27 protein-coding genes are annotated in these 22,722 nt (G+C 64.0%); 12 read left to right on the top strand and 15 right to left on the bottom strand.

Annotation, left to right across the window (positions count from 1 at the left end; all coding sequences use genetic code 11):
- Positions 1-26 precede the first annotated feature (26 nt).
- Genes JWP83_RS27995 through JWP83_RS27955 form a run of 9 tightly spaced genes read right to left on the bottom strand, consistent with a single transcriptional unit; the run spans position 27 to position 7,638 of the window.
- Complete coding sequence (locus tag JWP83_RS27995) at positions 27-293, bottom strand: UBP-type zinc finger domain-containing protein (RefSeq protein ID WP_297738111.1); 267 nt, start codon at positions 291-293, stop codon at positions 27-29.
- Entirely contained in the window at positions 290-1,969 is a 1,680-nt protein-coding gene (locus tag JWP83_RS27990; protein WP_297738109.1) for an FAD-dependent oxidoreductase, read from the bottom strand. Before JWP83_RS27990 ends, JWP83_RS27995 begins: the two co-directional genes overlap by 4 nt.
- The gene (locus JWP83_RS27985; protein WP_297738107.1) at positions 1,966-2,877 is read right to left on the bottom strand and encodes an NAD(P)H-binding protein; all 912 of its coding nucleotides are present in this window, start codon (positions 2,875-2,877) and stop codon (positions 1,966-1,968) included. The genes JWP83_RS27990 and JWP83_RS27985 overlap by 4 nt, the downstream gene beginning before the upstream one ends.
- Before the next feature lie 10 nt (positions 2,878-2,887).
- On the bottom strand, positions 2,888-3,424 hold the full coding sequence (locus JWP83_RS27980; RefSeq protein ID WP_297738105.1) for a DUF302 domain-containing protein: 537 nt from the start codon (positions 3,422-3,424) through the stop codon (positions 2,888-2,890).
- Positions 3,421-4,176, bottom strand: a complete 756-nt coding sequence (locus JWP83_RS27975; protein WP_297738104.1) for a hypothetical protein — start codon at positions 4,174-4,176, stop codon at positions 3,421-3,423. The genes JWP83_RS27980 and JWP83_RS27975 overlap by 4 nt, the downstream gene beginning before the upstream one ends.
- Before the next feature lie 3 nt (positions 4,177-4,179).
- Positions 4,180-5,187, bottom strand: a complete 1,008-nt coding sequence (locus tag JWP83_RS27970; protein ID WP_297738103.1) for a zinc-dependent alcohol dehydrogenase family protein — start codon at positions 5,185-5,187, stop codon at positions 4,180-4,182.
- Between the two features lie 29 nt (positions 5,188-5,216).
- Positions 5,217-5,924, bottom strand: a complete 708-nt coding sequence (locus tag JWP83_RS27965) for an NAD(P)-binding domain-containing protein (RefSeq protein ID WP_297738102.1) — start codon at positions 5,922-5,924, stop codon at positions 5,217-5,219.
- Positions 5,921-6,913: a zinc-binding dehydrogenase gene (locus JWP83_RS27960; protein ID WP_297738101.1), complete on the bottom strand. Its 993-nt coding sequence runs from the start codon at positions 6,911-6,913 to the stop codon at positions 5,921-5,923. The genes JWP83_RS27965 and JWP83_RS27960 overlap by 4 nt, the downstream gene beginning before the upstream one ends.
- Positions 6,910-7,638, bottom strand: a complete 729-nt coding sequence (locus JWP83_RS27955; RefSeq protein WP_297738099.1) for an alpha/beta hydrolase — start codon at positions 7,636-7,638, stop codon at positions 6,910-6,912. The genes JWP83_RS27960 and JWP83_RS27955 overlap by 4 nt, the downstream gene beginning before the upstream one ends.
- Before the next feature lie 214 nt (positions 7,639-7,852).
- Between JWP83_RS27955 and JWP83_RS27950 the strand changes: the two genes are divergently transcribed.
- Both JWP83_RS27950 and JWP83_RS27945 read left to right on the top strand, forming a co-directional pair.
- Positions 7,853-8,302, top strand: coding sequence for a hypothetical protein (locus tag JWP83_RS27950; RefSeq protein WP_297738096.1), 450 nt, complete (start codon positions 7,853-7,855; stop codon positions 8,300-8,302).
- A gap of 3 nt (positions 8,303-8,305) precedes the next feature.
- Positions 8,306-9,094, top strand: a complete 789-nt coding sequence (locus tag JWP83_RS27945; RefSeq protein WP_297738094.1) for an enoyl-CoA hydratase/isomerase family protein — start codon at positions 8,306-8,308, stop codon at positions 9,092-9,094.
- A gap of 36 nt (positions 9,095-9,130) precedes the next feature.
- Here JWP83_RS27945 and JWP83_RS27940 read toward each other — a convergent pair whose 3' ends face one another.
- From JWP83_RS27940 to JWP83_RS27930, 3 genes are read right to left on the bottom strand one after another with little or no spacing between them, the layout of a single operon-like run.
- Positions 9,131-9,382, bottom strand: a complete 252-nt coding sequence (locus JWP83_RS27940) for a hypothetical protein (RefSeq protein ID WP_297738092.1) — start codon at positions 9,380-9,382, stop codon at positions 9,131-9,133.
- A gap of 44 nt (positions 9,383-9,426) precedes the next feature.
- Entirely contained in the window at positions 9,427-9,570 is a 144-nt protein-coding gene (locus tag JWP83_RS27935; RefSeq protein ID WP_297738090.1) for a hypothetical protein, read from the bottom strand.
- A gap of 27 nt (positions 9,571-9,597) precedes the next feature.
- Entirely contained in the window at positions 9,598-9,738 is a 141-nt protein-coding gene (locus JWP83_RS27930) for a hypothetical protein (RefSeq protein WP_297738088.1), read from the bottom strand.
- A 667-nt stretch (positions 9,739-10,405) separates the two neighbouring features.
- On the opposite strand from JWP83_RS27930, the gene JWP83_RS27925 reads away from it, so the two are divergent.
- The 8 genes from JWP83_RS27925 (at position 10,406) to JWP83_RS27890 (ending at position 17,052) form a co-directional block, all read left to right on the top strand.
- Complete coding sequence (locus JWP83_RS27925) at positions 10,406-10,894, top strand: hypothetical protein (protein WP_297738086.1); 489 nt, start codon at positions 10,406-10,408, stop codon at positions 10,892-10,894.
- A 271-nt stretch (positions 10,895-11,165) separates the two neighbouring features.
- Complete coding sequence (locus JWP83_RS27920) at positions 11,166-12,020, top strand: MBL fold metallo-hydrolase (RefSeq protein WP_297738084.1); 855 nt, start codon at positions 11,166-11,168, stop codon at positions 12,018-12,020.
- Positions 11,959-12,984, top strand: coding sequence for an alpha/beta fold hydrolase (locus tag JWP83_RS27915; protein WP_297738082.1), 1,026 nt, complete (start codon positions 11,959-11,961; stop codon positions 12,982-12,984). The genes JWP83_RS27920 and JWP83_RS27915 overlap by 62 nt, the downstream gene beginning before the upstream one ends.
- 15 nt (positions 12,985-12,999) lie before the next feature.
- Positions 13,000-13,464: a tautomerase family protein gene (locus JWP83_RS27910; protein ID WP_297738080.1), complete on the top strand. Its 465-nt coding sequence runs from the start codon at positions 13,000-13,002 to the stop codon at positions 13,462-13,464.
- Positions 13,465-13,478: 14 nt separating this feature from the next.
- Positions 13,479-14,318, top strand: coding sequence for an MBL fold metallo-hydrolase (locus JWP83_RS27905; protein ID WP_297738077.1), 840 nt, complete (start codon positions 13,479-13,481; stop codon positions 14,316-14,318).
- A complete protein-coding gene (locus JWP83_RS27900; RefSeq protein ID WP_297738076.1) occupies positions 14,319-15,299 on the top strand; it encodes an alpha/beta hydrolase in 981 nt (326 codons plus the stop codon).
- Complete coding sequence (locus JWP83_RS27895) at positions 15,296-16,444, top strand: alkene reductase (RefSeq protein ID WP_367185684.1); 1,149 nt, start codon at positions 15,296-15,298, stop codon at positions 16,442-16,444. The genes JWP83_RS27900 and JWP83_RS27895 overlap by 4 nt, the downstream gene beginning before the upstream one ends.
- A 29-nt stretch (positions 16,445-16,473) precedes the next feature.
- Positions 16,474-17,052, top strand: coding sequence for a TIGR03086 family metal-binding protein (locus tag JWP83_RS27890; RefSeq protein WP_297738074.1), 579 nt, complete (start codon positions 16,474-16,476; stop codon positions 17,050-17,052).
- A gap of 10 nt (positions 17,053-17,062) precedes the next feature.
- Here JWP83_RS27890 and JWP83_RS27885 read toward each other — a convergent pair whose 3' ends face one another.
- From JWP83_RS27885 to JWP83_RS27875, 3 genes are all read right to left on the bottom strand, one after another.
- Positions 17,063-17,905 carry an alpha/beta hydrolase gene (locus tag JWP83_RS27885; protein ID WP_297738072.1) on the bottom strand — a complete coding sequence of 281 codons (843 nt, stop codon included), beginning with the start codon at positions 17,903-17,905 and terminating at the stop codon, positions 17,063-17,065.
- Positions 17,905-19,344: a wax ester/triacylglycerol synthase family O-acyltransferase gene (locus JWP83_RS27880; protein WP_297738070.1), complete on the bottom strand. Its 1,440-nt coding sequence runs from the start codon at positions 19,342-19,344 to the stop codon at positions 17,905-17,907. Before JWP83_RS27880 ends, JWP83_RS27885 begins: the two co-directional genes overlap by 1 nt.
- A gap of 65 nt (positions 19,345-19,409) precedes the next feature.
- Positions 19,410-21,230 (bottom strand): acyl-CoA dehydrogenase, encoded by a 1,821-nt coding sequence (locus tag JWP83_RS27875; RefSeq protein ID WP_297738068.1) that lies wholly within the window; start codon positions 21,228-21,230, stop codon positions 19,410-19,412.
- A 200-nt stretch (positions 21,231-21,430) separates the two neighbouring features.
- Here JWP83_RS27875 and JWP83_RS27870 point away from each other — a divergent pair, with 200 nt between their 5' ends.
- Positions 21,431-22,198: an SDR family NAD(P)-dependent oxidoreductase gene (locus tag JWP83_RS27870; protein ID WP_297738066.1), complete on the top strand. Its 768-nt coding sequence runs from the start codon at positions 21,431-21,433 to the stop codon at positions 22,196-22,198.
- A 45-nt stretch (positions 22,199-22,243) separates the two neighbouring features.
- Entirely contained in the window at positions 22,244-22,720 is a 477-nt protein-coding gene (locus JWP83_RS27865; protein ID WP_297738064.1) for a helix-turn-helix domain-containing protein, read from the top strand.
- Positions 22,721-22,722: the final 2 nt, after the last annotated feature.

The raw sequence follows: 22,722 nt of genomic DNA, 5'->3' as shown, positions 1-22,722 counted from the left end.
TATGGATCCTCGATTACCGGCAGGGCTCAGACGTAGTTCTCGTGGACATAACACCAGCGCCAGGATTCGCCTGGCTCCATGGATTGCGCGATGGGGTGCCCGACGGTGCGGGCGTGGCTGCTGGCGTGCCGCATCGGCGACGAGTCGCAACAGCCGACGTGCCCGCACGTCAGGCACAACCGAAGATGCACCCATCGCGTGCCGAGTTCCAGGCACTCTTCGCAGCCGTTCGGGGTGCGAGGACTGACGGGTTGGATCGCCGTCAGATCGGGGTCTGTAGACATGGGCGTCACGATTTACCTCCCGGATTGAGGACTATGTGAACGGAGGCTACCGCGCTTGCTCCTTCGCCGATCGCGGCGGCGACACGTTTCATTGATCCATTACGGACGTCGCCCACGGCGAAGACTCCCGGAATTGAGGTCTCGAATGGCAGCGGCTGCCGTGCAAGTGATTCCCATTGCGGCCCAAGGTCGTTGCGGATCCGGGTGTCGGTGTAAATAAAGCCGTCCTCGTCGGTGCTGATGTGCGGCAGCCAACTCGTGTCGGGCAGCGCACCGATAAAGCAGAACAGCGCACCGCACTCGATAGTGCTGGCGGTGCCGGTCGGGCGCTTCGTCATCGTGAGGGATGCGAGGCAGTCGGCGCCGTGTAGTTCGGTGACTTCTGCTTCGGTAACGATCGTGATCGCGGGGTGGTTGACCACGCGGTCGACAAGATAAGCCGACATGTTGGTATCGATGCTTTGTCCTCGCAGTATCAGCGTGACGTGTGCGCAACGTTCGGCGAGAAACAGTGCCGCCTGTCCGGCCGAATTCGCCCCACCGATGATTGCCACAGGTGATTGCGCGCAGCGCTGTGCCTCTAATTCGGTTGCGGCGTAGTAGATTCCGCAGCCTTCGAACTCGGTCCAGCGTGGCAGCGGTAACGTCTTGTAGTGGGCGCCGGTGGCCAGGATGATTGCGCGGGCGATGATGCGGGATTGATCGTCGAGGGTCAGCTCGATCGGCTCGCCCCGTTGGGCGTTGAGCGCCACCACCCGGTAGGGGGCATATAGGTGCGCCCCGAATTTCAGCGCCTGGATGGCCGCACGGCGAACGAGGTCGGCGCCGCTGAGTCCGTTGGGGAACCCCGGATAGTTCTCGATCCGCGAGGTTGCGGCGGCCTGGCCTCCGGGGGCGACAGCGTCCAGCATGATCGTCTGCAGGCCTTCGGAGGCGCCGTAAACGGTCGCGGCCAAACCGGCTGGCCCGCCGCCGATCACCACCAGGTCGGTGGTCTTCGTGGCGCTCCGGGACGGGGATAGCGCCAGGTGTCTGGCCAGCTGTGACGGAGTGGCGTTCACAAGGACCGCGTCGGGCAACAGCACCGTGGGCAGGTCAGCCGGTTGGAGTTCGAGGCTTCTGCCCAACGATGCCCCGCGGGGCGTCTCCGCGTCGGTCCACTTGTGCGGCAGTTCCATTCGTTCGGCGTAAGCCACCAGCGCCAACGCCGCGGCTGAATTCTGTTGCCCGACAATCTCGATCGTGCCAGCGAGCGCGCCCTTAAGCAGTCCGCGGCGACGATACAACGCGGTCAGGATGAGATCGGACAGCTCGGCGTCTTGGGCCATCAACTGCCGGAAGGCTTCCGCGCCGATGCGGTAGATCGTGGCGGGTTCGCGGGCGCACGCGGTGATGAACATGCGTTCCCCGGTGAACAGGCTGATCTCACCGAGAAAATCACCGGGCCGCATCTCTGCGATGAGGGACGGCGCTTGGCCGGTCGCTGGGTCGCAGAGCAGATCAACGCGACCGGTTTCGATCAGGATCAGGTCGTAGCTGTCGTCGCCGAGCTGATAGATGAGGTCGCCGGCAGCGACCGTCTCGGCCGATCCGTACGCGCGCAAGCGCACCATCAGCGCTGGCGTCAGCAACGGTCGAGTCTTGGTATTGACCGGGACGTTGACGTGGTTGTGCGCGTCAGTCACGTGAACAGTTCTCGTCGCTGTCGGATGTATTCCTGCACCGATTGTGGTGGGCGGCCGGTGAGGTCTTCGACATCATGGGTTAAGCGGTTGTAGCGGTCGTCGCGATGCAGCCTGGCCATGGTGGCGATGTGCTGTTGGGTGTGCGGGTCGAGGCCTGCCTGGGTGAGATGCTCAAGCCATTCGTCGTAGGGCAGCCGAACCGCGGTGATCGGCCGGTCAAGGGCTTTCGCATACTGCTCGGCCAATTCATCGATGTCCAGCGCTGCCGGGCCGGTCAATTCGTAGACCGCACCGACGTGGTCCTGCGGCGCACGGAGCACGGTGGCGACGACGGCGGCCACATCCGTCGCCGCGATAGGGGAGGTGCGGCCGCTTCCGAACGGCAAAGCCAACTGCCCGTTCTCGCGGATTGAGCGGGCTGCCAGCACGGTGAACAGCGGGTTATCGAGGAAGACGGTCGGCCTGATCTGCACTGCGGGCAAGCCCGACCAGCCGATGACGTGCTCGGCCAGCCAGTGCAGGCGTTGTTGGCGGGATTCCTCGGTGCTAGTTGCGGTCATCTGCGAGACCGTCATTTGTGACATGTTGACCAGCACTTCCAGGCCGTCGCCGTCGTCGGCGGCCGCGCACACCACGGCAGTGGCTTCCAAATAGGCCGCCGAGACGCTCATGTTGAAAAACATCCGGCCGATGCCAAACATCGCCGCACTGACATCCACCGGGTTGGTCAGATCTCCAACGATCACGTCAGCTCCCAGTGCGCGCAGCGCGTCGGCGCGCGAGTCGTCGCGGTGCACCATCGCCCGCACGGCCGCGCCATGGCTGAGAAGTTGCTCCACGACTAGCCGGCTGACCCCCCCGACACCGCCGCCGGCGCCGGTGATCAGGTAACTGGGAGTGGGAGTCATAACCGCGGCCTCATGATCGTATTTGCTGGCGGCTTTGAGCGGCGAGCTGTGAAGGGACCTCCCCGCCGAGCAGGTCGATGAGTTTTGTGATCAACCCGTCGAGTTCGAGCCCGACGGCGGCGATGTCGGGGTTGTCGTAGCTGTCGAACAGCAGGCTGGGTTGGTCGACCGCGAACTTGGTGTCGCCGTTGGCGTCGGCGTACAGCAAGGTGCGCAGTGGCGCGTGCAGCATGACCGACGGGTCGTGGCGGAACATACGTTCGGCGATGGTGTGGTTGCCCATGAGGTATTGGGTGGCTTTCCAAAACGACGGCGACGACGCCATCAGTGCGGTGACGTCCATGCGGGCGTAGCGCATGAATCCGTGAGGCGCATTGATTTCGGCCAGCTCCAGCGTGGCCTGCCAGGACGCCATCTGGTAGAAACGCGTGGAATCAGCCTCGGGAACCAGGGTTTCGTATTGCTCGCGCGCCTCGTCGTACGATCCTGGCAGCGCGACCACCAGGCGCCGGCAGGGGTGGTCGATGGCGATGGTGGTGGTCGTCATGGCTGCACCTTTTCGTCGCGGCTAACGAGTTCGACGTCGTGGATGTCGAGGGTGATCGACGGCAGATTGAGATTGACGGTGTTGTCGGGGTTGCGGCGGAAGACTCGCCGGCGGGTGGCTATCTGCAGGCCGCCGAAGCTCTTATAGCGGCTGGTGTAGTGGCCGACGAGGGTGCTGCCGTTGATTTCGACGATGTAGTCCATGCGCCGTTGCAGGCCTTGGGAATCGAAGAAGAACACCTGATCTGGGTTGTGGGTGGCGATCGAATCCGGGAAGCGGACACGCAGCCGCCGCCAAGTCTGCCCGGCTTCGTGCCAGGGTTCGATCTCGCGGGCCTCCACGCCGGGATAGCTGAACAGGAACGGGGTGGTGAAGTAGTTCCAGCAGGCGTAGCCCAGGAAGTAGCCCAAATGCGCCGCGTCCCAGGCGCTGTTGCGCAGCATGCCTATGAATCCAGCGCGGGCGGGTTCGAGTTTGTCGACCGGTTGGCCGTCCAGGGTTTCCATGGTGACACTGTCGGTGGAGGCGTCGAACACCATCTGCTGATCGGGGCGGGTAAAAGGAGTGAAGACGATGTGCTCCTTGACGGTGTCCAGCGTGAGGATCTGGTCGAACGTCTTCTCCGGCGGCCAACCCTTCATCGCCCAAATCGGTCCGCCGATAGAGATGTCAATCCGTAAGCCGCGCAGTGCTTTCCACAGCTCGCGCCCACCGATGGTGGCAATGGCTAGCTCAAGCAGGTCGTCTGTCATGGGCTATGTCCTGTGTTGTTCGTCGATCACGAACACGACCTTGCCCTCCCGACCCTTGTCGCTTTGGGCGAGGCTTATCGCGTCTTTCCAGTCCTCCAGCCGCATCGTGCGTGCGACTCGTGCGCTCAGCGTGCCGTCGGCAACCAGCGCCACCAACTCGCGATAAGCGCTGTGCACCACCTCGACGTCGGTGCGGCGTAGCCAGTTGATTTCCCAGAATCCCGTCCAGTTCACGTGGCTGCCAATCAGCTCAAGCACGGACACCGAGGCGCTTTGCCCCGACAAAGCCGCATAAGAGACCAGTGTGCCCCCGAAGCGCAGGTGGTGGGCGAGCTGCCGCGCCGCGCGGCCCCCGACGGAGTCGACGACGATGTCGAGCTCGGCATCGCTCAGTGACTCGGCCAGATTGGATTCCAAATTCTCATCGTCGATGACGACGCGATCCCCACCCCAGCTGCGGACCAGCTCGGCCGCGGCCTTGCGGCGGACCACGCTCACGGTTTTCCACCCGAACCGCTTCGCCAGCTTGATCAGGTACTCTCCGACCGCCGAGTTGCCCGCCGTCTGGCCTATCCAGCGGTCGGGCATCGACGGATCGCCGTAGTTACGCAGCAGCAGTAGGGCCGTCATCGGGTTGATCCCCACCATCGCCAGCTGAATGGTGTCGATATCGTCGGGCACGACAACGATATCGGTCGTGTCGGCGATCAAATGGGTGGCCCAAGTGCCGTGCCGGTACGTCGGTAGGAGCAGCACCCGCGCACCAACCAGCGACTCGTTCTCGCCGGGGCCGACGGCCAGGACCCGGCCGGCGCCTTCGGCGCCGACGTCGGATGGGGGCTGCGGGGTGATGAAGTACTGGCCGCTGATGTAGAGGAAGTCCGAGGCGTTGATGGTGGCGGCCTCAACCTCGACGAGCACCTGGCCGGGACCGGGTGCGGGCACCTGGAATTCGACGAGTTCCAGAACGTCGGCAGGTTCGCCGATTGCGGTGATCTGGAGTTTATGCATGATGGCCTTTCGATATGCGGTGGTCGGGGTTAGACCTGTTTGATGACGTGGAGGAGGCTCAGAGGCTCCCCGAGTTGCATCAATTTGCCGCCCTCGCGCAGGCCGCCCACGTAGACCGGCGCGAAGCCGAGTTTGCTGATCAGCTGGTCGAAATCTGCGCGGGCGGTGTTGTCGTCGCCGGCGTAGAACACGACTTGGCGGCCGTCGGCGTGGCGCGGATCAGCCGCGACGTAACTGGCGGACATCGCGTTGAACGCCTTGATGATCGTTGCACCGGGCAGATGACGGGCAACCCATTCGCTGCCGGTTTCCTCGCCCAGGTCGACATAGCCGCGGTAAACCGGTGTGTATTCGGCGAACTGGTTGGTGGCGTCGACCACGACCCGCCCGCTCCAATCCGCCACCACGTCGACAAGTTCCGGCACGCGCAGAAACGGCAAGGCCAAGATCACCAAATCGGCGCTGGCCGCCTGCTCAACGGTCGCGGCTTGCGCCGGATCACCGAGGTCAGCCACCAGGTCGATCAGGCTGTCGGGGCCGCGGCTGTTGCTGAGATACACCGGTATTTGGGCGGCGACCAAGTGATGCGCCAACGCCTCTGCGATGGGGCCCGAGCCAATGAATCCCACGTTATTGAACATGGTGATGCTCCCTTCGAGCAGTAACGCGAGAACGTCTGCGCCACACCACGTTTTGGTGGCGCGCGCACGCGGCTGCGCGTGCTCGGGTGTTGTCATGGTTTGACCACCACCGTCCCGACCTTGCCGGGCTCGGAGACGTGGCGCACCGCGTCGGAAATTCGGTCGAGCGGGTAAATGGCTGCGACGTCAAAGTGCTGCGGCATGCCCGTTGTAATCGTAACCGCACTGGCCACATCGGAGGCGCGTTGCACGGCTGATACGGCAGTGAGCCACCGATTGATCGTCAGCCCGCGGATCCCCAGCGCCGAGTGCAGGACCGCGGCGGCGTGCAACGGAATCGGCTCGTGGGCCAGTGCGCCGTAGATGATCAGGGTGCCGCCGGGCGAGAGCACCGACAGGAGGTCACCCGCCATGGTGCCGCCGACGGGGTCCAGGGCGACCGGTATGGGTCGGCCGCGGGCGGCTGTGTGCACCTGTTCGATCCAGGCCGGGTCGGCGGTGGAAACCACTGGCACCGTGGGGAACCGGTCCCGTAGCTGCTGGGCTCGCGCCTCGCTGCGCACAATGCTGACCGTGGCGATTTGGTGGCGTTCGGTAATAGCGGTGAACAGTCGGCCCACCGACGAAGCTGCGGCGTTGTTGAGCACCACCCCGTCGAATCCGACGCCGAAGTGTTGCTGTGCGGCGCGGCGCAGCATCAGCGCGGTGATTGGGTTGCACAGCATTTGGGCGGCCACCTCGTCGGGCACCGAGTCGGCCACGGGGACCGCGATCGCGGCGTCGACATTGACGACCTGGCACCACGCCCCAGAGTGAGGGAAGAAGCTGACCCGGCTACCGGGGGTGAAATCGCTCACCCCGGCGCCAACGTCGAGGACCACCCCGGTTGCTTCGATGCCCGCGATCTGCTCGCCGGCCAAGGCTGATGAGGCGGATATGGCGAGCAGGTCACCAGGATGGATCGGGAACGCGGTGATTTCTACTTGCAGCTGACCGAGCCCGGGTGGTGGAGGTTCGCCAATATCGGTGGGCTCGAGCACCTCTGCGGGATCGCCGGGGCGGCGGTAGGTGACGGCCAGACTCATGCGGTGGACCCCGTGGCGAGTGCGTCGGCGATGAAGCCGGCCACCGCCACCGGTTGGGCGATGAGGGCGGTGTGCGAGCCGGCGATGGACTTGGTGGTGGCGCCCATGCGTTCGGCCATGAACCGCTCGGCGTCGGGCGGGATGGCATTGTCGCGCTCGGACACCAGATACCACGATGGCTTGGTCTTCCAGCCGGCCGCGGTGGCGTTCTCGGTCAGCGCGGCCAGCGACAACGGCCGCTGGGTGGCGAACATGACCTCGGCGACGTCGACGGGCACGTCGGCGCAGAAGGTTTCGCGGAACCGCTCCTTAGCGATGTAGAGGTCGGGCCCCTGCGGTGCGTCCGGCGCGTCGTAGCCGGTGGGATAGGAAGTGCTTGCCAGCAGCGACGGCGGGAAGGGTTGTTGCACGCTGGCGCAGTTTTCACCCTCCTCGAGCCCGAACGCGGCCAGATAGACCAGCGCGGTGACGTTGTCCAGCTTGGCCGAGGCCTGCGTTATGACAGCACCGCCGTAGGAATGCCCGACGAGCACCACCGGAGCGTCGAGTGCGGCGACGAATGCTGCGACGGCTGCGGCGTCGAAGGCAAGGCTGCGCAGGGGATTGGGCGCCGCTATGACAGTGTGCCCAGCGCTTTGTAGCTCGCGGATCACGGCGCCGAACCCGGACCCGTCGGCGAACGCGCCATGCACCAGAACGATCGTCGGTGTCGTTGATGTGGTCATGATCGTTGCCCCTGTGCGATGGGTGGCGCCGTGTTCGCCACCCAACATGGCACGGATTGAGCTCGCGCTCCGTCACCCATTTGGGTGAGGCGTCTGCGCGTCTCTGGTCACCTTTTCGGGTGAGTGAACGCCAAATGCCACCGACCGATACTCGTGTTCCGGGGCTGGTTGGCGCGGCAGCAGTGTCTGCCGAGCAGGAAGAGGGAGTGACACGATGCCGATGATCGACGTGTACGCGCCCGCGGGTGCGTTCGAGGACAAGCACCTGTTGGCCCGCCGCCTGGCGGGTGCGCTGATGGTGATCGAGGAAGTACCCGATATTCCGATGTTCCGCCAGAACACCGCTGCGTTCATTCACGAAATTCCCGCCGACGCGATCGCCAACGTGGACGGCGGTTCGGATTACGTGCGCGTGCAGGTGCTGACCGATGCCGGCGCGCTGGATCGCAGCAAGCAGATCGCCGTGGTGGCTCGTTTCACCGAGCTGATCGCCGGCGCGCCGGGTAATCCACCCGCACCCGAGCGGATCTGGGTGCTGCTTACCGGAGCGAACGACGGCGGTTGGGGGTTGTGGGGGCACGCGCATACCAACGTCGAGCTAGTTGCCGCGGTGCGCCGTGAGCTGGCTCAGACTGTGCCATCCGCCACGGGCGGGAAGGAATGACGAGTGAATAGCTCGACGCCGAAGGTTCTTTTCACCCGCGACGGCCCGCTGGGTACGGTGACGCTGGCTAGCCCACCACTGAATCTGATTGGCCAGCAGCTGATTTCCGATCTTCTAGCTGCACTCGACCAGGTTGAAGCCGCGGAGGGGCTGCGGGCATTGATGCTGCGCGGCGAGGGCAAGGTCTTCAGTGCGGGAGCAGATGTCGCCCTGTTTGCGGGGATGACTGCACACCAGCTGCGTCCGCTGATCGGCTCATTCTTGGATCTGGGGCATCGCATCGAGCGGCTGCCGTTTCCGACACTGGCCGCAGTCCACGGGACGTGCATGGCGGGCGGCTTTGAGCTGGCCCTGTTCTGCGATCTGATCTGGGCGGCCGAAGGCACCATGCTGGGTCTGCCCGAGACCCGGCTGGGCATTGTTCCGCTGGCCGGCGGTATCGAGCGGATCGCCACGCGGGCCGGCCTTGGACGCGCGCGCTCGGTCGCGCTGGGCGGGGAGTTGCACACCGCGGAGGAGTTCGAGGCGTGGGGAGTGATTGATCGGGTGCTTGCCGCCGATGAGTTGCACAGCGCTGCGCAGAAATTCGGTAGCCGGCTGGCCACCGGACCGACGCGTGCGTTTGCGGTGGTCAAGGAACTCACCCGCTCCTATACCGCAGGCGGCGTCGCAGGTGCCGACGCGCTGCTGGCCGATGCGGCGGTCGGTCTGTTCGACACCGACGACGCTCGCGGCGGGATCCGCAGCTTCTTGACGTCGGGTCCCGGGCACGCGACGTTCACCGGCCGCTGACTCGCTGCGGTGCGTCGTAGGCGGCGGGCGCGTTCATTAGCCGGCATCGGGCAGGGCGAGCTTGGCGTGCACAGAAGCGACCGCGGCTGCTCCTTCGCCCATCGCCGCGGCCACGCGCTTCATCGAACCGAGCCGGACGTCGCCCCCGGCGAACACGCCTGGAACAGAGGTCTCGAAGGGCAGGGGCCTGCGGCGCAGCGTGTCCCAGCGCGGTCCGAGGTCATGGTCGAGCTGGGTATCGGTGCGAATGAAGCCTGCTTTATCGGTGGCGATGTTCGGCAGCCACATCGTGTCGGGCAGCGCACCGATGAAGCAAAACAGCCCCGCGCTGGTCAGCGGGTGGTCGCGCCGTCGGGGCGGTGGGTAATGGTGACCGATTCCAGGCGCTCGGTGCCGTCTACGGCGGTGACTTCGGTGTGTGTAGCGACGGTGATGGCGGGATGGCTGACGATGCGGTCCACGAGGTAGGCCGACATGTTGGTGTGGATGCTCTCTCCGGGTGTCTAATCGGAGATGTCGTCGCAGAGCAAGTCGACTCGACCTGATTCGATGACGATGAGGTCGTAGCGGTCATCGCCGGGCTGATACAGCAGGTCGCCCGCGGCGAGGGTCTCGAGCGACCCGTATCCGCGCAGGCGGACCATCAGCGCCTGGCTCAGCGCGGGCTGGCGATGGGCCGAACCCTGCCCCGCTACAGCGTGCGTCGTCGTCTTGGGGCCGCGACGCTGTCATGCCGTCATCCGAGGGTGGGTGGCGAGGTGGCATCGGGATCGCCCTTGTCCGTTCGGCGGTGGTCGCAGATGAACGTTGCTTGAACATCGAAGATGTCAGGACGCGAGGTGGCGATCCGTCACCTATTCAGGTGACCGGGCTCGGGTTGGCTCAGCGGAGTGTGATGCCGGCCAGTCGATCGCGGCGAGTAGGGGGTTCTCCAGCCCGCTGGTAGCGGGCCGCCCACGGGTGGACGCGGCGCGGAGGATATCGACGGTGTAGTCGTGTCGGCGTAGCAGCGCATCGGGAAGAAGCAGGAGATCTGTTCACGCGTGGCTCTTGATCCTGCCGTGGAATGTGACTGTCATGCGCCGCCATCAGCGCCGAGGTGCTCACCTAAACGCATGATTGATCGCCGACAGGCAGCACGACATGCTAATTGCCGCAGAATAATGCCTGTCGGCGTCCGGCTGTGCGCAGCCACCTCGTCGGGAAGGACTACCACGAGGGCCAATCCGCATCAGCTCGTACTGGACGCGGCTGCTGAGGCCGACGTTGATGCCTCTAGACCTGATGAAGGGAGCCAAGTTGGAACCGCAAGTGGCGGAGACCGAATTTACGTGCAAGCTCATCACGATCCGCTCCAAAAAGTCGTTTGCCGAAGTCACGGACGCACTGGAAAGCCTCTTCAAGATGGTTGATCTGCAAAGGTTGGCTGACATGACTGCGGCGGGTGACCAAGCTGGCATCCGCGCGTACTTCGAAGAACTCTCCGGAGACCACGAGTTTTCGATCTTCTTCAAACTCGACCAAGGATCAACGCAGAGGCTGGCCGGTATTCCGATTGATTGCAGATTCTATTTGATCGGTAATGCCGTCATCGTCAACGGGCTTTTCCGGTACGGGGCGACCGCCGGACTGGGAGCGCCAGTGCGTGTCTGTATTTCGCAGAACGAGGGCGAACAGGTTCGCATTGATCTCGATGAACCTACGGCTTTCTTCAGTCAGTTCCCGGAACTCAGAGGCTCAAAAGTCCCCGGCATACTCGATCGAGACCTCGTCAAGTATCTGATCGACTTCGCTTCCTGACGCCGATCCCGTCACCTATTCGGTTGAGTGCGCGACGGACAACCACCGGCAGTCGTGTTCGGAAGCTCAGCGAGCGGCTCACCTGAATAGGTGATCGACCGCCACGTTGCGACATGCGAGGGTCGGTTTCAGGCATCTTGTTGGCCCACCGCGCAGCGACCTCGAAAGGCGAAATCGCCGAGGTGAGCGAGCAAACCGGACGCGGCAATCGTCAAAAGAACTGGCTCGTCATCGTTTTGACTATCGGCACGTCGTGAGAGGAGTGGAAGTGATGAGTTCTCCTTTGGCTGGCGCGGCTAATCTTCGCGCTGAGGTGTTTATCGGCCCATTCCTACCATTCGAGCGGGGGAAGGGGACGTTCGCGGCGACCACGTCCACGCTTGTTTTCGGCGCGTCGGAAGCGGTGCTGATTGACGCCCAGCACATCCGCTCCGACGTGACGGCCCTGGGTGACCTGATCGAGCGGACGGGCCGGCGGCTGACGACGATCTACGTGACCCATGGACACGCCGATCACTGGTATGGCGCCGGCGAGCTGTCGGCGAAATTCCCGGGGGCACGGGTAGTGGCTACTGCGCCGGTCCTGCAATACATCAACGACGAGGCCGAGATTCAGGCCGAGCAGTGGTCGGCGATGTTTGGTGATCGAGTCGTCAAGCCAACCGCAGTTCCCGAGGCGCTAGATGGGTTGACTCTGGAGCTGGAAGGGCAGGAGCTTCAGATCGTCGAAGTGGGCCAGGGTGATATCCGTCCCAGTACCGTCGTCCACATCCCGGCGATCGACACGGTTGTCGCAGGCGACGTCGTCTACAACCAGATTCACGCGATGCTCGGCCTAAGTGGCCCGCGCGGATGGGAGCGCTGGATTCAGAGTGTGGACGCCGTTGAGAAACTTTCCCCCCAGATGATCGTCTGCGGCCATAAGAAGCCTGAGTCCTCCGACCGGGAAGTTGGTCGGATGCTCGACGAAACACGCACTTACATCAGCGATTTCGCCGAGGGTGCGCAAAGCCTCAACAGCGCAGAGGAACTGGTCGGGCTGATGAAGTCGAAGTACCCCGACTTTGGCAATAGCTGGACATTGCACTTCTCCGCAAATTCATGGTTCTCCCGAAAGGGGGCATGAGACGCCACCGTCACCCAGTCGAAAGCGAACGATTATGCGGCGAGCGAAGATTCCTACCGAAGACGGCATCATCCTGCGGGCATACCTGCACTCGCCGGACAGCGACGCCCACCCCGGGATTGTCATGTGCCCTGGCTTCGGGGGAGTGAAGCCACACATTGACCAGTTCGCTGCGTTATTCGCCCGGGCGGGTTTTGCTGTGCTCAATTACGACAACCGCGGCTGGGGCACCTCCGAGGGCGAACCACGGCAGGAGTTGAACGTGTTCAAACAGCTGACCGACTTGCGTGACGCCATCACCTTTGCCGAATCGCAACCGGAGTTCGACGCCCAACAAGGATTCGGCGTGTGGGGGTCAAGCTTCTCGGGGGGATTGGCGATCGTCACCGCCGCCAATGACCCGCGTGTACGGTGCGTGGTCGCGCAGATTCCCAACGTCAGCGGTCACCGCAATGCGGTCAAGCTGTTTACCACCGAGGAGCTACACGAGATCCGCCGCCGAGCCGCCGCTGACCGGCGCGCCCGCCTGGCCGGCGAGCCACCGATGATGGTGCCGATGTTCTCCGAAGACCCCGGCGAACTATGTGCCTTCCCGCGGCAGTTTCCCGAGGAGTACCGCGAAGCAATAGAATCAGGGATCTGGAACAACCAGACAACGCTTCGCTCACTGGAGAATTTCACCGAGTTCGAGCCTGCGGGCTGGCTTCCCTATGTGGCACCCAAGCCGCTGCTGATGATCATCGCCGAACACGACGTATGCACCTTCACCGAAGTTCAGATGCAGGTCTACCAAACAGCTCCCGAACCTAAGAAGCTGCTCACCTACGATGGCGGCCATTTCGATGCGTACACAACATTTTTCGAACAGACCGGACCACCGGCTCGAGACTGGTTCGTCGAGCACTTGGTGGTGTCGCGAAACCAGCAAGCCAGCGCGCCGGAGCCGGTGAGCGGCTCCACCTAATAGGTAGGAGGAGATATGCCGCTGTGGAATGTGTATTGCACGGAAGGCACCTATTCAAGCGAGCAGAAGCGGGCCTTCGCCGAAGCCATCACTGATATTTACGCTCCGGAAGCCGGCGGGCTTCCTGAGATGGCGATGCCCCGTTTCTATGTCGTGGTCGCCTTTCACGATCTGCCCAAGGATTCGCTGTTCGTTGGAGGCGTGCCGCGCAACGACTTCGTGCGCTTCTCCATCGACCACATCGCTTATGCGATGCCAGCCGAATTGAGGGAAGGGCTGCTGAAATTCATCAACAAGTCCATCCACCCCTTCGTACGCGACCGCGGACTGGACTGGGAGATTCACATCGACGACACACCGCGAAATCAGTGGACGATTCAGGGCATGCGCCCACCCGACAGCGGCTCAGACGAGGAGAAACGCTGGATCCGGGAAAACCGGCCTTCCAAGCCGGCCCCCACCAGCTCATCGAAAAATTGAAAGGCAGGACCGAAATGTCGACCCACCTCGGCTATGACATCTTTGTCGCGGACCCCATCCCGCAAAACGTGACCCAGCTGCTCCCAAATGGGGACCGTCCCATGTGGTCACCACTGTCGACCACCCTGATTCACGGTCACGATGATGCGGTTCTGGTCGACCCGCCGTTCACCCGCGAGCAGGCGCAGGCTGTAATCGACTGGGTCCAGGCCAGCAACAAGAACCTCACTCACATTTTCGTCACTCATGGACACGGCGACCATTGGTTCACCGCAGGCATGTTCGTCGACAAGTTCGGCGCTCAAATCGTCGCCAGCCCAGGCACCATCGACCAGATGCACCGAAATGTTGCGATGCGCGACGCCGTGTGGGACAGGCTGTTCCCTGGCCAAATTCCCGAGACCACCGTCACGGCTGTGCCACCGGAGAACAACCGAATTCAGTTGGAAGGCCGGCCGCTCGACGTTGTCGAAGTCGGCCATACTGACACCGATGCGACAAGTGTGCTGCACGTGCCGAACCTGGACCTCGTCGTAGCTGGTGACACCGTCTACAACGGTGTCCACCTATACCTGGCAGAATCGGCCGACGGTGGCCGCGACAAGTGGCGTTCGGCCATCGGCATCGTCGAAAGCCTCAACCCGCGATGGATCGTAGCCGGACACAAGAACAAAGATCTCGACGACACCGGCACACGTGCTATCTCCGAGACACGGGAATACCTCAACAGCGCCGACGAGTTGCTGTCGCAGCACACCACAGCGCTGGGCTTTTTCAACGCCATGGTCGAACGCTTCCCTGACCGGCTCAATCCCGGAGCGCTCTGGCTGGGGGCTGCCGCACTTTACCGATGAATGCACTACCAGAAAGGCGCCATGACCGCAGCTGAGGACGCCAATAGGGCACCATCAACGGTCGAGCAACTAGCTAAGCCGTCCCTGCTGCTGCAGGCATTCACCCGCTACCTGCGCAACAGGCCCGCCGACGACGACACCGAGAGCATTCGGAGGTTCAATGACCGCCAAGCGCTGGAAGGGATTTCCGGCTACTCCAACAGCTTGGGCGGTGTTCCTACGATCACCCTCGAACCACTGGTCGGCAAGCCCAAGCGCACTGTCGTCTACTACCACGGGGGTGGCTACATCAGCGGCTCGCCGCCCGATCGATACCTGCCGCTGGCTGGCGCCGTGGCGCTTGCCGCACATGCCAGAGTGCATGTGGTCGACTACCGCTTGGCTCCCGACCATCGCTTTCCCGCCGCCTTTGAGGATTGCCTGGCGGCCTACCGGTTCACCGTCCGCGATGGGGGAGAAAATCCTGAGACCCTCGCTGTGCTCGGAGATTCCGCCGGCGGCAACCTAGCCATAGCCGTCGCCACGGCCGCCCGTGACGAGAACCTGCCGCTGCCTTCCTGTGTTGCGGTGATCTCGCCGTTCGCCGATCTGACCTTCTCCGGACCCTCGTTGGAACTGCGCAAAGAAATCGACCCGTTCGTTACTCGCGAAACACTGGAATCGATGGCATCCGAATACCTCGACGGCGCCGACCCGGCAGATCCTCGCTGCTCGTCAGTGTTTGCCGATCTACACGGTCTCCCGCCGCTGCTGATCCAGGTGGGCGAGAACGAGATCTTGTTCGACAACGCGACCCGTATCTGTGATGCAGCCGTGGCGGCCGGCGTCGACACGACCTTCCAGCCGTGGGCGCATGGAATTCACGTATGGCCGGTCTTCATATCGGCGGGAATACCGGAGTCGGCGCTAGCGATTGAAGATCTCGCGGGCTTTTTCAGAATGCACGCCCGCAGCGACACCGTAGAGGAGGCAGCCTCTTGAGCACGCCGCCAGAGCACAACGGGGCACAGCCACTGTTGTGGCCCTACCGCGCAGGTGACTCCCCGTTCGCCAATCGCGTCGTCATGGCGCCTATGACACGAAGCCGCGCAACCAATCCCGACTTGGTGCCGACGGAACTGCACGCGCAGTACTACGCCCAGCGCGCGTCGGCCGGGCTGATCATCACCGAGGGCACGTGGGTCAGTCGCGACGCCGTCGGCTGGAACGACGTTCCTGGATTGTTCACCGACGCCCAGGTCCGTGGCTGGTCCGGAGTGACCGAGGCCGTGCACCGTGCGGGCGGTGTCATCTTCGCGCAACTCTGGCACACCGGCTCGTTATCGCATCCCGATTTCTTCTCTGGCACACCACCGTTGGCCCCGTCGGCGGTCAACCCTAGGCTGCGCTCGCCAACCTCGTCGGGCAACCAGCCGACTGTGACTCCCAGAGCGATGACGCAGGACGACATCCGCAGGACGATCAACGACTTCGCAACGGCTGCAGCGAACGCCGTACGGGCCGGGTTCGATGGTGTGCAACTTCAGGCGGGGTTCAACTATCTGATCAGCCAGTTCCTCAACCCACGCACCAATGTCCGCACCGACGACTACGGCGGTTCGATCGCAAACCGGGCACGCCTTTTGTTCGACGTACTTGACGCCGTCGGCGCACGCATCGACATCAGCAAGGTGGGGGTCAAGGCCGGGCCGGCGTGGGGTGAGCGCGGCGAGTTCGTCTCGACGGCCGACACTCTGGAGACCAGCGAGTACGTGATCGAGCGGCTCAACGAATATTCGCTAGCGCACTTACTATTGATGGGCGCGATGGCCGATCTCAGCGGTAGTCCGCTCTCAGATCTGCAGGGCGACGGCATGTTCAAGCACTTCCGGCCCCGCTACCGCGGCACCATTATCGCCAACGTCGGAATGACGCGCGAACGCGGAAACCAGCTCATCGATGACGGTCTGGTCGATCTCGTCGCATTCGGCGAAACGTTCATCGCCAACCCCGACCTACCGTCACGCTTTGCCGCCCTAGCGCCGATCCGACGATCCGACCGCGCCTTGCACTACACACCCGGCCCCCATGGATACATCGACTATCCGCCCTACGAGCCGATGGCGGCACGTGATCGCCGCGTTTGACGTCGTGCGCCGCACGATCAGGAGACACCGTGGATGAATTCGCCAGTGCCGGACAGGCATTGGTCGTGTTGCAGCATGTCGTCCAGACGATCGGCCCCGACGACATGCACCGCCCCACGCCGTGTGACGACTGGGATGTGCAGGCCCTGGCCGACCATCTCATCGACACGATCTCCCGCCTCGCTGCCGCCGCCGGTATTCCACCCGTCGTACCCACCTACGGCTCCATAGACCAACGCATGCAGCAACTTACGCAGCCCATCCTGGCGGAATGGTGTCGCCGCGGGTTGGCCGGTGACGTCGTTTTCAGCGGACGAACACTGCCCGCTGACCTTGCGCTCGGCATCCTGTCTCTCGAACTCGTCGTCCACGGCTGGGATTTCGCCATGGCATTACACTGTCCTCTTGATGTCTCCGACACCCACGCCGCTCACGTCCTCGCCCTGGCGCGGCAGACCCTCACTCCACAAAGTCGCATCACCGCTGGATTCGATCCACCCGTGCCAGTGCCCGCCAACGCCAGCCCGCTCGAGCGGCTCATCGCCTTCACCGGCCGCGACCCAGCAGAGATAACCGCGAGAGGCGACTGCCCGAAAGGTAACTACTGATGATGAAAGCTCACTGAGCCCTTCTGTGGTGGGATCGCGGAGCCCGCTGGGGTGGTGAGTCGGCCGCGGGATATAGCGGCCGCAGCGCGGCTGGCGCCCGGAATGGCGCCCACTGGCCCAGCGGCTGTGCCAGCCGGTCGGCGACGGCCCAGATTACCGCCGGGTGGTGACCGAACCCCAAATGGCTGCAGACCACTGCGATGTTCTCGGCCCGCGTAGACGGCAGGTCGAGGCAGGCCTGCCAGGCGACGATGCCGTCGTATCGGGAGTAGATGGAGGTAGCCGGCACCGGCAGGGCATCGAGGCCTGACTCCAGCGGCAGCTCCCTTGGCACGACATGTAAATGGGCGTAGCGGTCGAAGGCGCGACCGGCGCGGGACTGGCTTTCGTGGGCGAGGCGAATCGGGCTGCCCAGCGTGATCACCTGGCGCACCGCAGTTGGAGCGTCACGGGCCAGAGTGCGAGCGTAGATGCCGCCGAGGCTCCAGCCGATCACACTCACCGCAGAGTCGTATCGCGACCGCAGGTCGAGCAGGCGGGTCTGTAGCCCGGTAACCGTCGCAGCTGTCGGACCGAGGTTGCGACCCAGCCGCCAGCCGTGCACCCGGTAGCCCAGGTCGCGCAGGATGCGCCGCAGCGTCCAGGTGGACCCGTCGTCGGCCAGCAGACCCGGCAACACCAGAACCGGGTGCCCGTCGCCAGTAGGCAGCAGCTGCCTGAGCGGCAGCGCGGCAATCAGCCACCCGTATTCGGCCGCCGCACGGGCGGGGTCTGTCAGGTAGAGCCACGACGGGGGAGCGGTCACCCCGGTGGGGCCGGTAGGTATGTGCGGCCGCGGCCTCGGACTCGACATCAGCCGACCCCGAAAGCGTCAGACAGTGTGGCGATTTCGTCTTTTAGCGCGTCGATGATCATCTCGACATCGGGCACCAGGTCGCGGTCGGCCAGTGCGCCGAAGTTGAGCTTGCCTTTGGACCCTAAGACAGTCAGGTTGAGCCCCTGTCCGTCGGCGATCGCCGAGAGCGGGTAGATGCCGTCGAGCCGCGCGCCGCACAGGTAAAGATCCACGGTCGGCCCGGGAACGTTGGAAATGATCAGATTGAACGGCGGGACCCGCTCCAGTAGCCGCAGTCGGGTGGCCAGCCGGTTGGCCTGATTCGCCAACGCCGGCATGGAGAACTGCGCAATGTCGGTGAGTAGCTCGGCGGGCAGTGCGTTGTGCTGCTCCTTGGCCGCGCGCATCGCCTCGTGCGCAGCTGCCAGCCGCCCGGCCGGGTCCGCCAAATTGGTGGGTAGCGCCGCGATGACGGACGAGACCCGGTTGCCGTGGGCGCCCTTTTGCTCTTCGGTGCGGATGGACACCGGAACGGCGGCCAACAACGGTCCGTCGGGCAGGGCATCGTGTTTTTGTAGCCAGATGCGCAGCGCGCCGGCGCACAGCGCCATCACGACGTCGTTGACTGTGACGCCTGCGGCGTTCTTGATCTCCTTGACCTGCCCAAGCGGGAGGCTGGCGAAGGCCCAGCGCCGATGCGGGCCGATGTTCTTGTTGAACGGCGTTGCGGGCGCTATCAACGGCGGCGCCGACAAGATGACGCCGCGGTCACGGCGCAACACATACCGGTCGATGAGCGGCAGCCAGGGACGCGCGGGACTCGTAACAAGGGCTGGCAATGAACGCACGATTCCCGCCGAGACCCGCACGGCCCGAACCGGATTGGTTGCCAGCGACGCAGCACTGCGCACCAGCAGCTTCGCGGCGCCGGGCTGGGTTTCCGGACGCCACGAGTCTGGCTCGCCGGTGTCGCGCGGCTCTGGCGAGGTGTCCATCAGCGCTGCGAGCAAGTCGTTTCCCGACACCCCGTCGATGGCCGCGTGGTGCACCTTCGTGTAAAGGGCTTGCCGGCCGCTCTGCAGGCCGTGGATGAGGTAGGTCTCCCAGAGCGGGCGGCGGCGGTCCAGCGGCCGCGCGTGCAGCCGGGCAGCCTGGACCGCCAGCTGCCGATCATCCCCTGGGGCGGGCAACGCGAGTTCGCGGACATGAAACTCGATGTCGAAATCGGGGTCCTCGATCCAGTACGGCTGATCCAGCCCAAAAGGCACCTCCACCAATCGGCGGCGAAACGGCGGGACTAGATGCAAGCGGGACTCGATGAGTTCGGTCAGCCGCTCAAGCGTGAGGGCCTCGCCGCCCGCCGGCGGATCGAGGACGGACACGCTGCCCACGTGCCCGTACGCCGTGGGCGAGTCGAGCGTCAAAAACGCGGCATCTAAACCGGTCAGCTGCTGCATCGCACCTCCATGGGGAACTCGGTTTAGTCCCTGAGACATTGTGACCACATGCAGCATCCATCACGCTAGAACCAGCTTTCGTCCAAGTCGGTGGTGGTTCGGTCGCCGCTATCGAGCACATCGAACTGCGCGGTCGTCTTAGGGAGTTCGTAGTGAAAGAAGTATTGCGCCGCAAGGCGCTTACCGTCATAGAAATCGCCGGCCTTGCCGTGCGCGGCTAACGCCTGCTGCAGCCAGATCCATGCCAGCACGACGTGGCCGACGGCCTCGAGGTACAACGTCGCGTTGGGCAGCGCGGCGCCGGGGTCGCCATCCTTCCAGAGCGACAGGGTGGTGTCCTCGACGCGCTGCGCGGCCGATGCCAGCGCGTCCGCCCAGCCGGCCAGCGGATGCCCCAGCGCCGACGCTTGACTGGTGGTGTCCCGGATTCTCTCGAGCAGCAGACGGAGGCCGCGGCCGCTGTGGATGAGCACTTTGCGGCCAAGAAGATCGAGGGCCTGAATGCCGTGTGTGCCCTCATGAATGGAATTGAGTCGATTGTCCCGGTAGAGCTGTTCGACGTTGTAGTCACGGGTATAGCCGTATCCGCCGTGGACCTGGATAGCCAGACTGTTGGCCTCAACGCACCACTGCGACGGCCAGCTCTTGGCTATCGGGGTCAGCACCTCGAGCAGAAGCCCGGTGTCATCGCGCTCGGCATCGGTTGGGGCGGAGACTGTTTCGTCGATAAGGCGGCTGCAATACAGACCGAGCGCCAGAGCGCCCTCGACGTAGCTCTTTTGGGCCAGCAGCATTCGGCGCACGTCGGGATGGGAGATGATCGGAATCTCATCGACGGATTCACGGCCGCGCGACAGGGGCCTGCCTTGCAGCCGGGTGCGGGCGTAGGACAGCGCCTGCAGATACCCTGTGTAGCCCAGAGCCGTGGCCGCCAGTCCGACGCCGACCCTGGCTTCATTCATCATGTGGAACATGTGGCGCAGCCCGTCGAACTCCTGGCCGACAAGGTAGCCGACCGCGCCGTTAACGCCATCGGGCGTGATGGAGTCGTCGCCAAAATTGAGCAGCGCGTTGGTCGTTCCGCGGTTGCCCATCTTATGGTTCAGACCGACCAGCACCACCGAGTTACGCGTCGACGGGCGTCCGCCATCATCGACGAGAAACTTCGGAACGATGAATAGCGAGATGCCCTTGACGCCTGGTGGACCGCCGGGCGTCTTGGCCAGCACGAGATGAACGATGTTGTCGGACATTTCGTGATCGCCGCCGCTGATCCACATCTTGGTGCCAGTGAGGCGGTATGTTCCGTCATCCTGCCGGACCGCTTGTGTCGTGATGTTGGCCAACGATGACCCCGCGTCCGGCTCAGACAGGCACATCGTTCCCAGGTAGCGGCCGTCGAGCATCGGCCGCACCCAGCTGTCGATTTGTTCCTTATTGCCGTAGGCGGCCACCAGGTGGGCGTTGCCGATGGTCAGCCCCAGATATGCAGCGGCGCTGATGTTAGCCGCCTGGAGCCAAGCGAACGCGGCTCTCGACACCACGTACGGGAGTTGATAGCCGTCGACGTCGTGGTCGAACTCGCCGGCCAGCAGTCCGGCGGCACCCACCGCCGACAGCGCCGCTTTCATCTCGGGCAGCGTGGTCACGGTGCCGTCGGGATTGACGACCGGCTCCTTTGTGTCGGCGGTCTTGAAGTGCGGCGCAAAGCGTTTGACCGCTATGTCTGCCGCCAGATCCAGAACCGAGTCGAAGGATTCGATGGAGTGCTCGCGGTACCGCGGCCGATCACACAGTGCTTCCACGTCGAGCCATTCATAAAGTAGAAAGTCGATGTCGCGCGGATTCAGTAACGGGGGGTGAGAGTCGGCGTAGATGCGCTTCATGAGGACCTAACTATTGGACCGATGTAGCGGGCTGCCTCACGGTCCTTGCCCGCGACTTTCCCGGCTTCGGAGGACGGCTCAACTGGGTCAACACTGGCCTCCTGCGGCAGCCATTGGGATGGCTTCACACGGTACACCGCTAGTAGTAAATTGCAACTAAGATTCGGAAGCGACTCTGCCTCTCATGAAAGGACAACCAGATGACGACGACGGTTCTCGACCTCTTTCGGCTCGACAAGAAGGTGGCAATCGTCACCGGGGCGTCGTCCGGGCTGGGTATCGCGTTCGCCGAGGCGCTTGCCGAGGCGGGCGCCGACCTAGTGCTGGCCGCGCGCCGCAGCGATCGCCTCGAGCAGACTCGCGCCCAAGTCGAGGAACGGGGCCGGCGCGCGCTAACGGTCACGGCGGACGTCGCACGCCCCGAGGACGCACAGAGCGTGGTCGACGCGGCGATGACCGAGTTCGGCCACGTCGACGTGCTCGTCAACAATGCCGGCAAGGGCACCGCCGTACCGGCGACACGCGAAACACCCGAGCAGTTCCGTGAGGTTATCGACATCAATCTCAACGGGTCCTATTGGATGGCCCAAGCCTGTGGCCGTGTCATGAAACCGGGCAGCTCGATCATCAACGTCGCCAGCGTCGTCGCGCTGACCAGCGGCAGGCTGCCCCAGGCGGCCTATTCGGCGAGCAAGGCCGGCGTGACTGGCCTGACCCGGGACCTGGCCGTGCAGTGGACCGGTCGTAAGGGCATCCGCGTCAATGCGCTGGCTCCGGGCTTCTTCCCATCGGAAATGACGGATGAGTTCCCCGAGGGCTACATCGACAGCCAACTGCCGCGCGTGCCCGCCGGGCGGCCGGGAGATCCGCAGGAGCTTGCCGCGGCGCTGGTGTTCCTTGCAAGCCCCGCCGCCGCCTACGTCACCGGCACCACGCTGGTGGTCGACGGCGGACTCACCGTCTCGTAATCCAAGTTTTGAAAAGCGACGAGATCAGGGGTTATCCTGCTAGCTGTGAGACACACGGATTTGCTCGACGAGAACTGCGCGGTCGCGCGTTCTGCGGCCATCGTCGGTGAACGGTGGGTGTGGGTGATCTTGCGCCAGGCGTTCAACGGCGCCCGGCGGTTCGAGGACTACCAGCGGGGCATCGGTTTGGCCCGCAACGTGCTCACCGACCGCCTCAACTGGCTCGTCGCCCACGGCATTCTCGAGCGTCGACCCTACGCCGAGCACACCACGCGCGATCTCAACGAGTACCGGCTGACCGCCAAGGGCCGGGCCTTGTTTCCCGTCTACGTCGCCCTGATGCAATGGGGTAACGAGTGGACCGGTCTTGCGGCCCCGCCAGTTGACCTGCTGCACAAGCCCTGTGGGCACCGCGTGGGTGTCCGCGTGGTGTGTTCAGAATGCGGCGAAGACATCAATGCCCGCGACACCGAGCCGGTCGTCGGCCGCGGCCTGATCATGCATCGCGGCAACCGCTCATGAGC

The sequence above is a fragment of the Mycobacterium sp. genome (assembly GCF_025965855.1).
Lineage (GTDB): Bacteria > Actinomycetota > Actinomycetes > Mycobacteriales > Mycobacteriaceae > Mycobacterium.
Note: the sequence above shows the minus strand (reverse complement) of the source record. Positions and strands in the feature narration are given on the sequence as shown.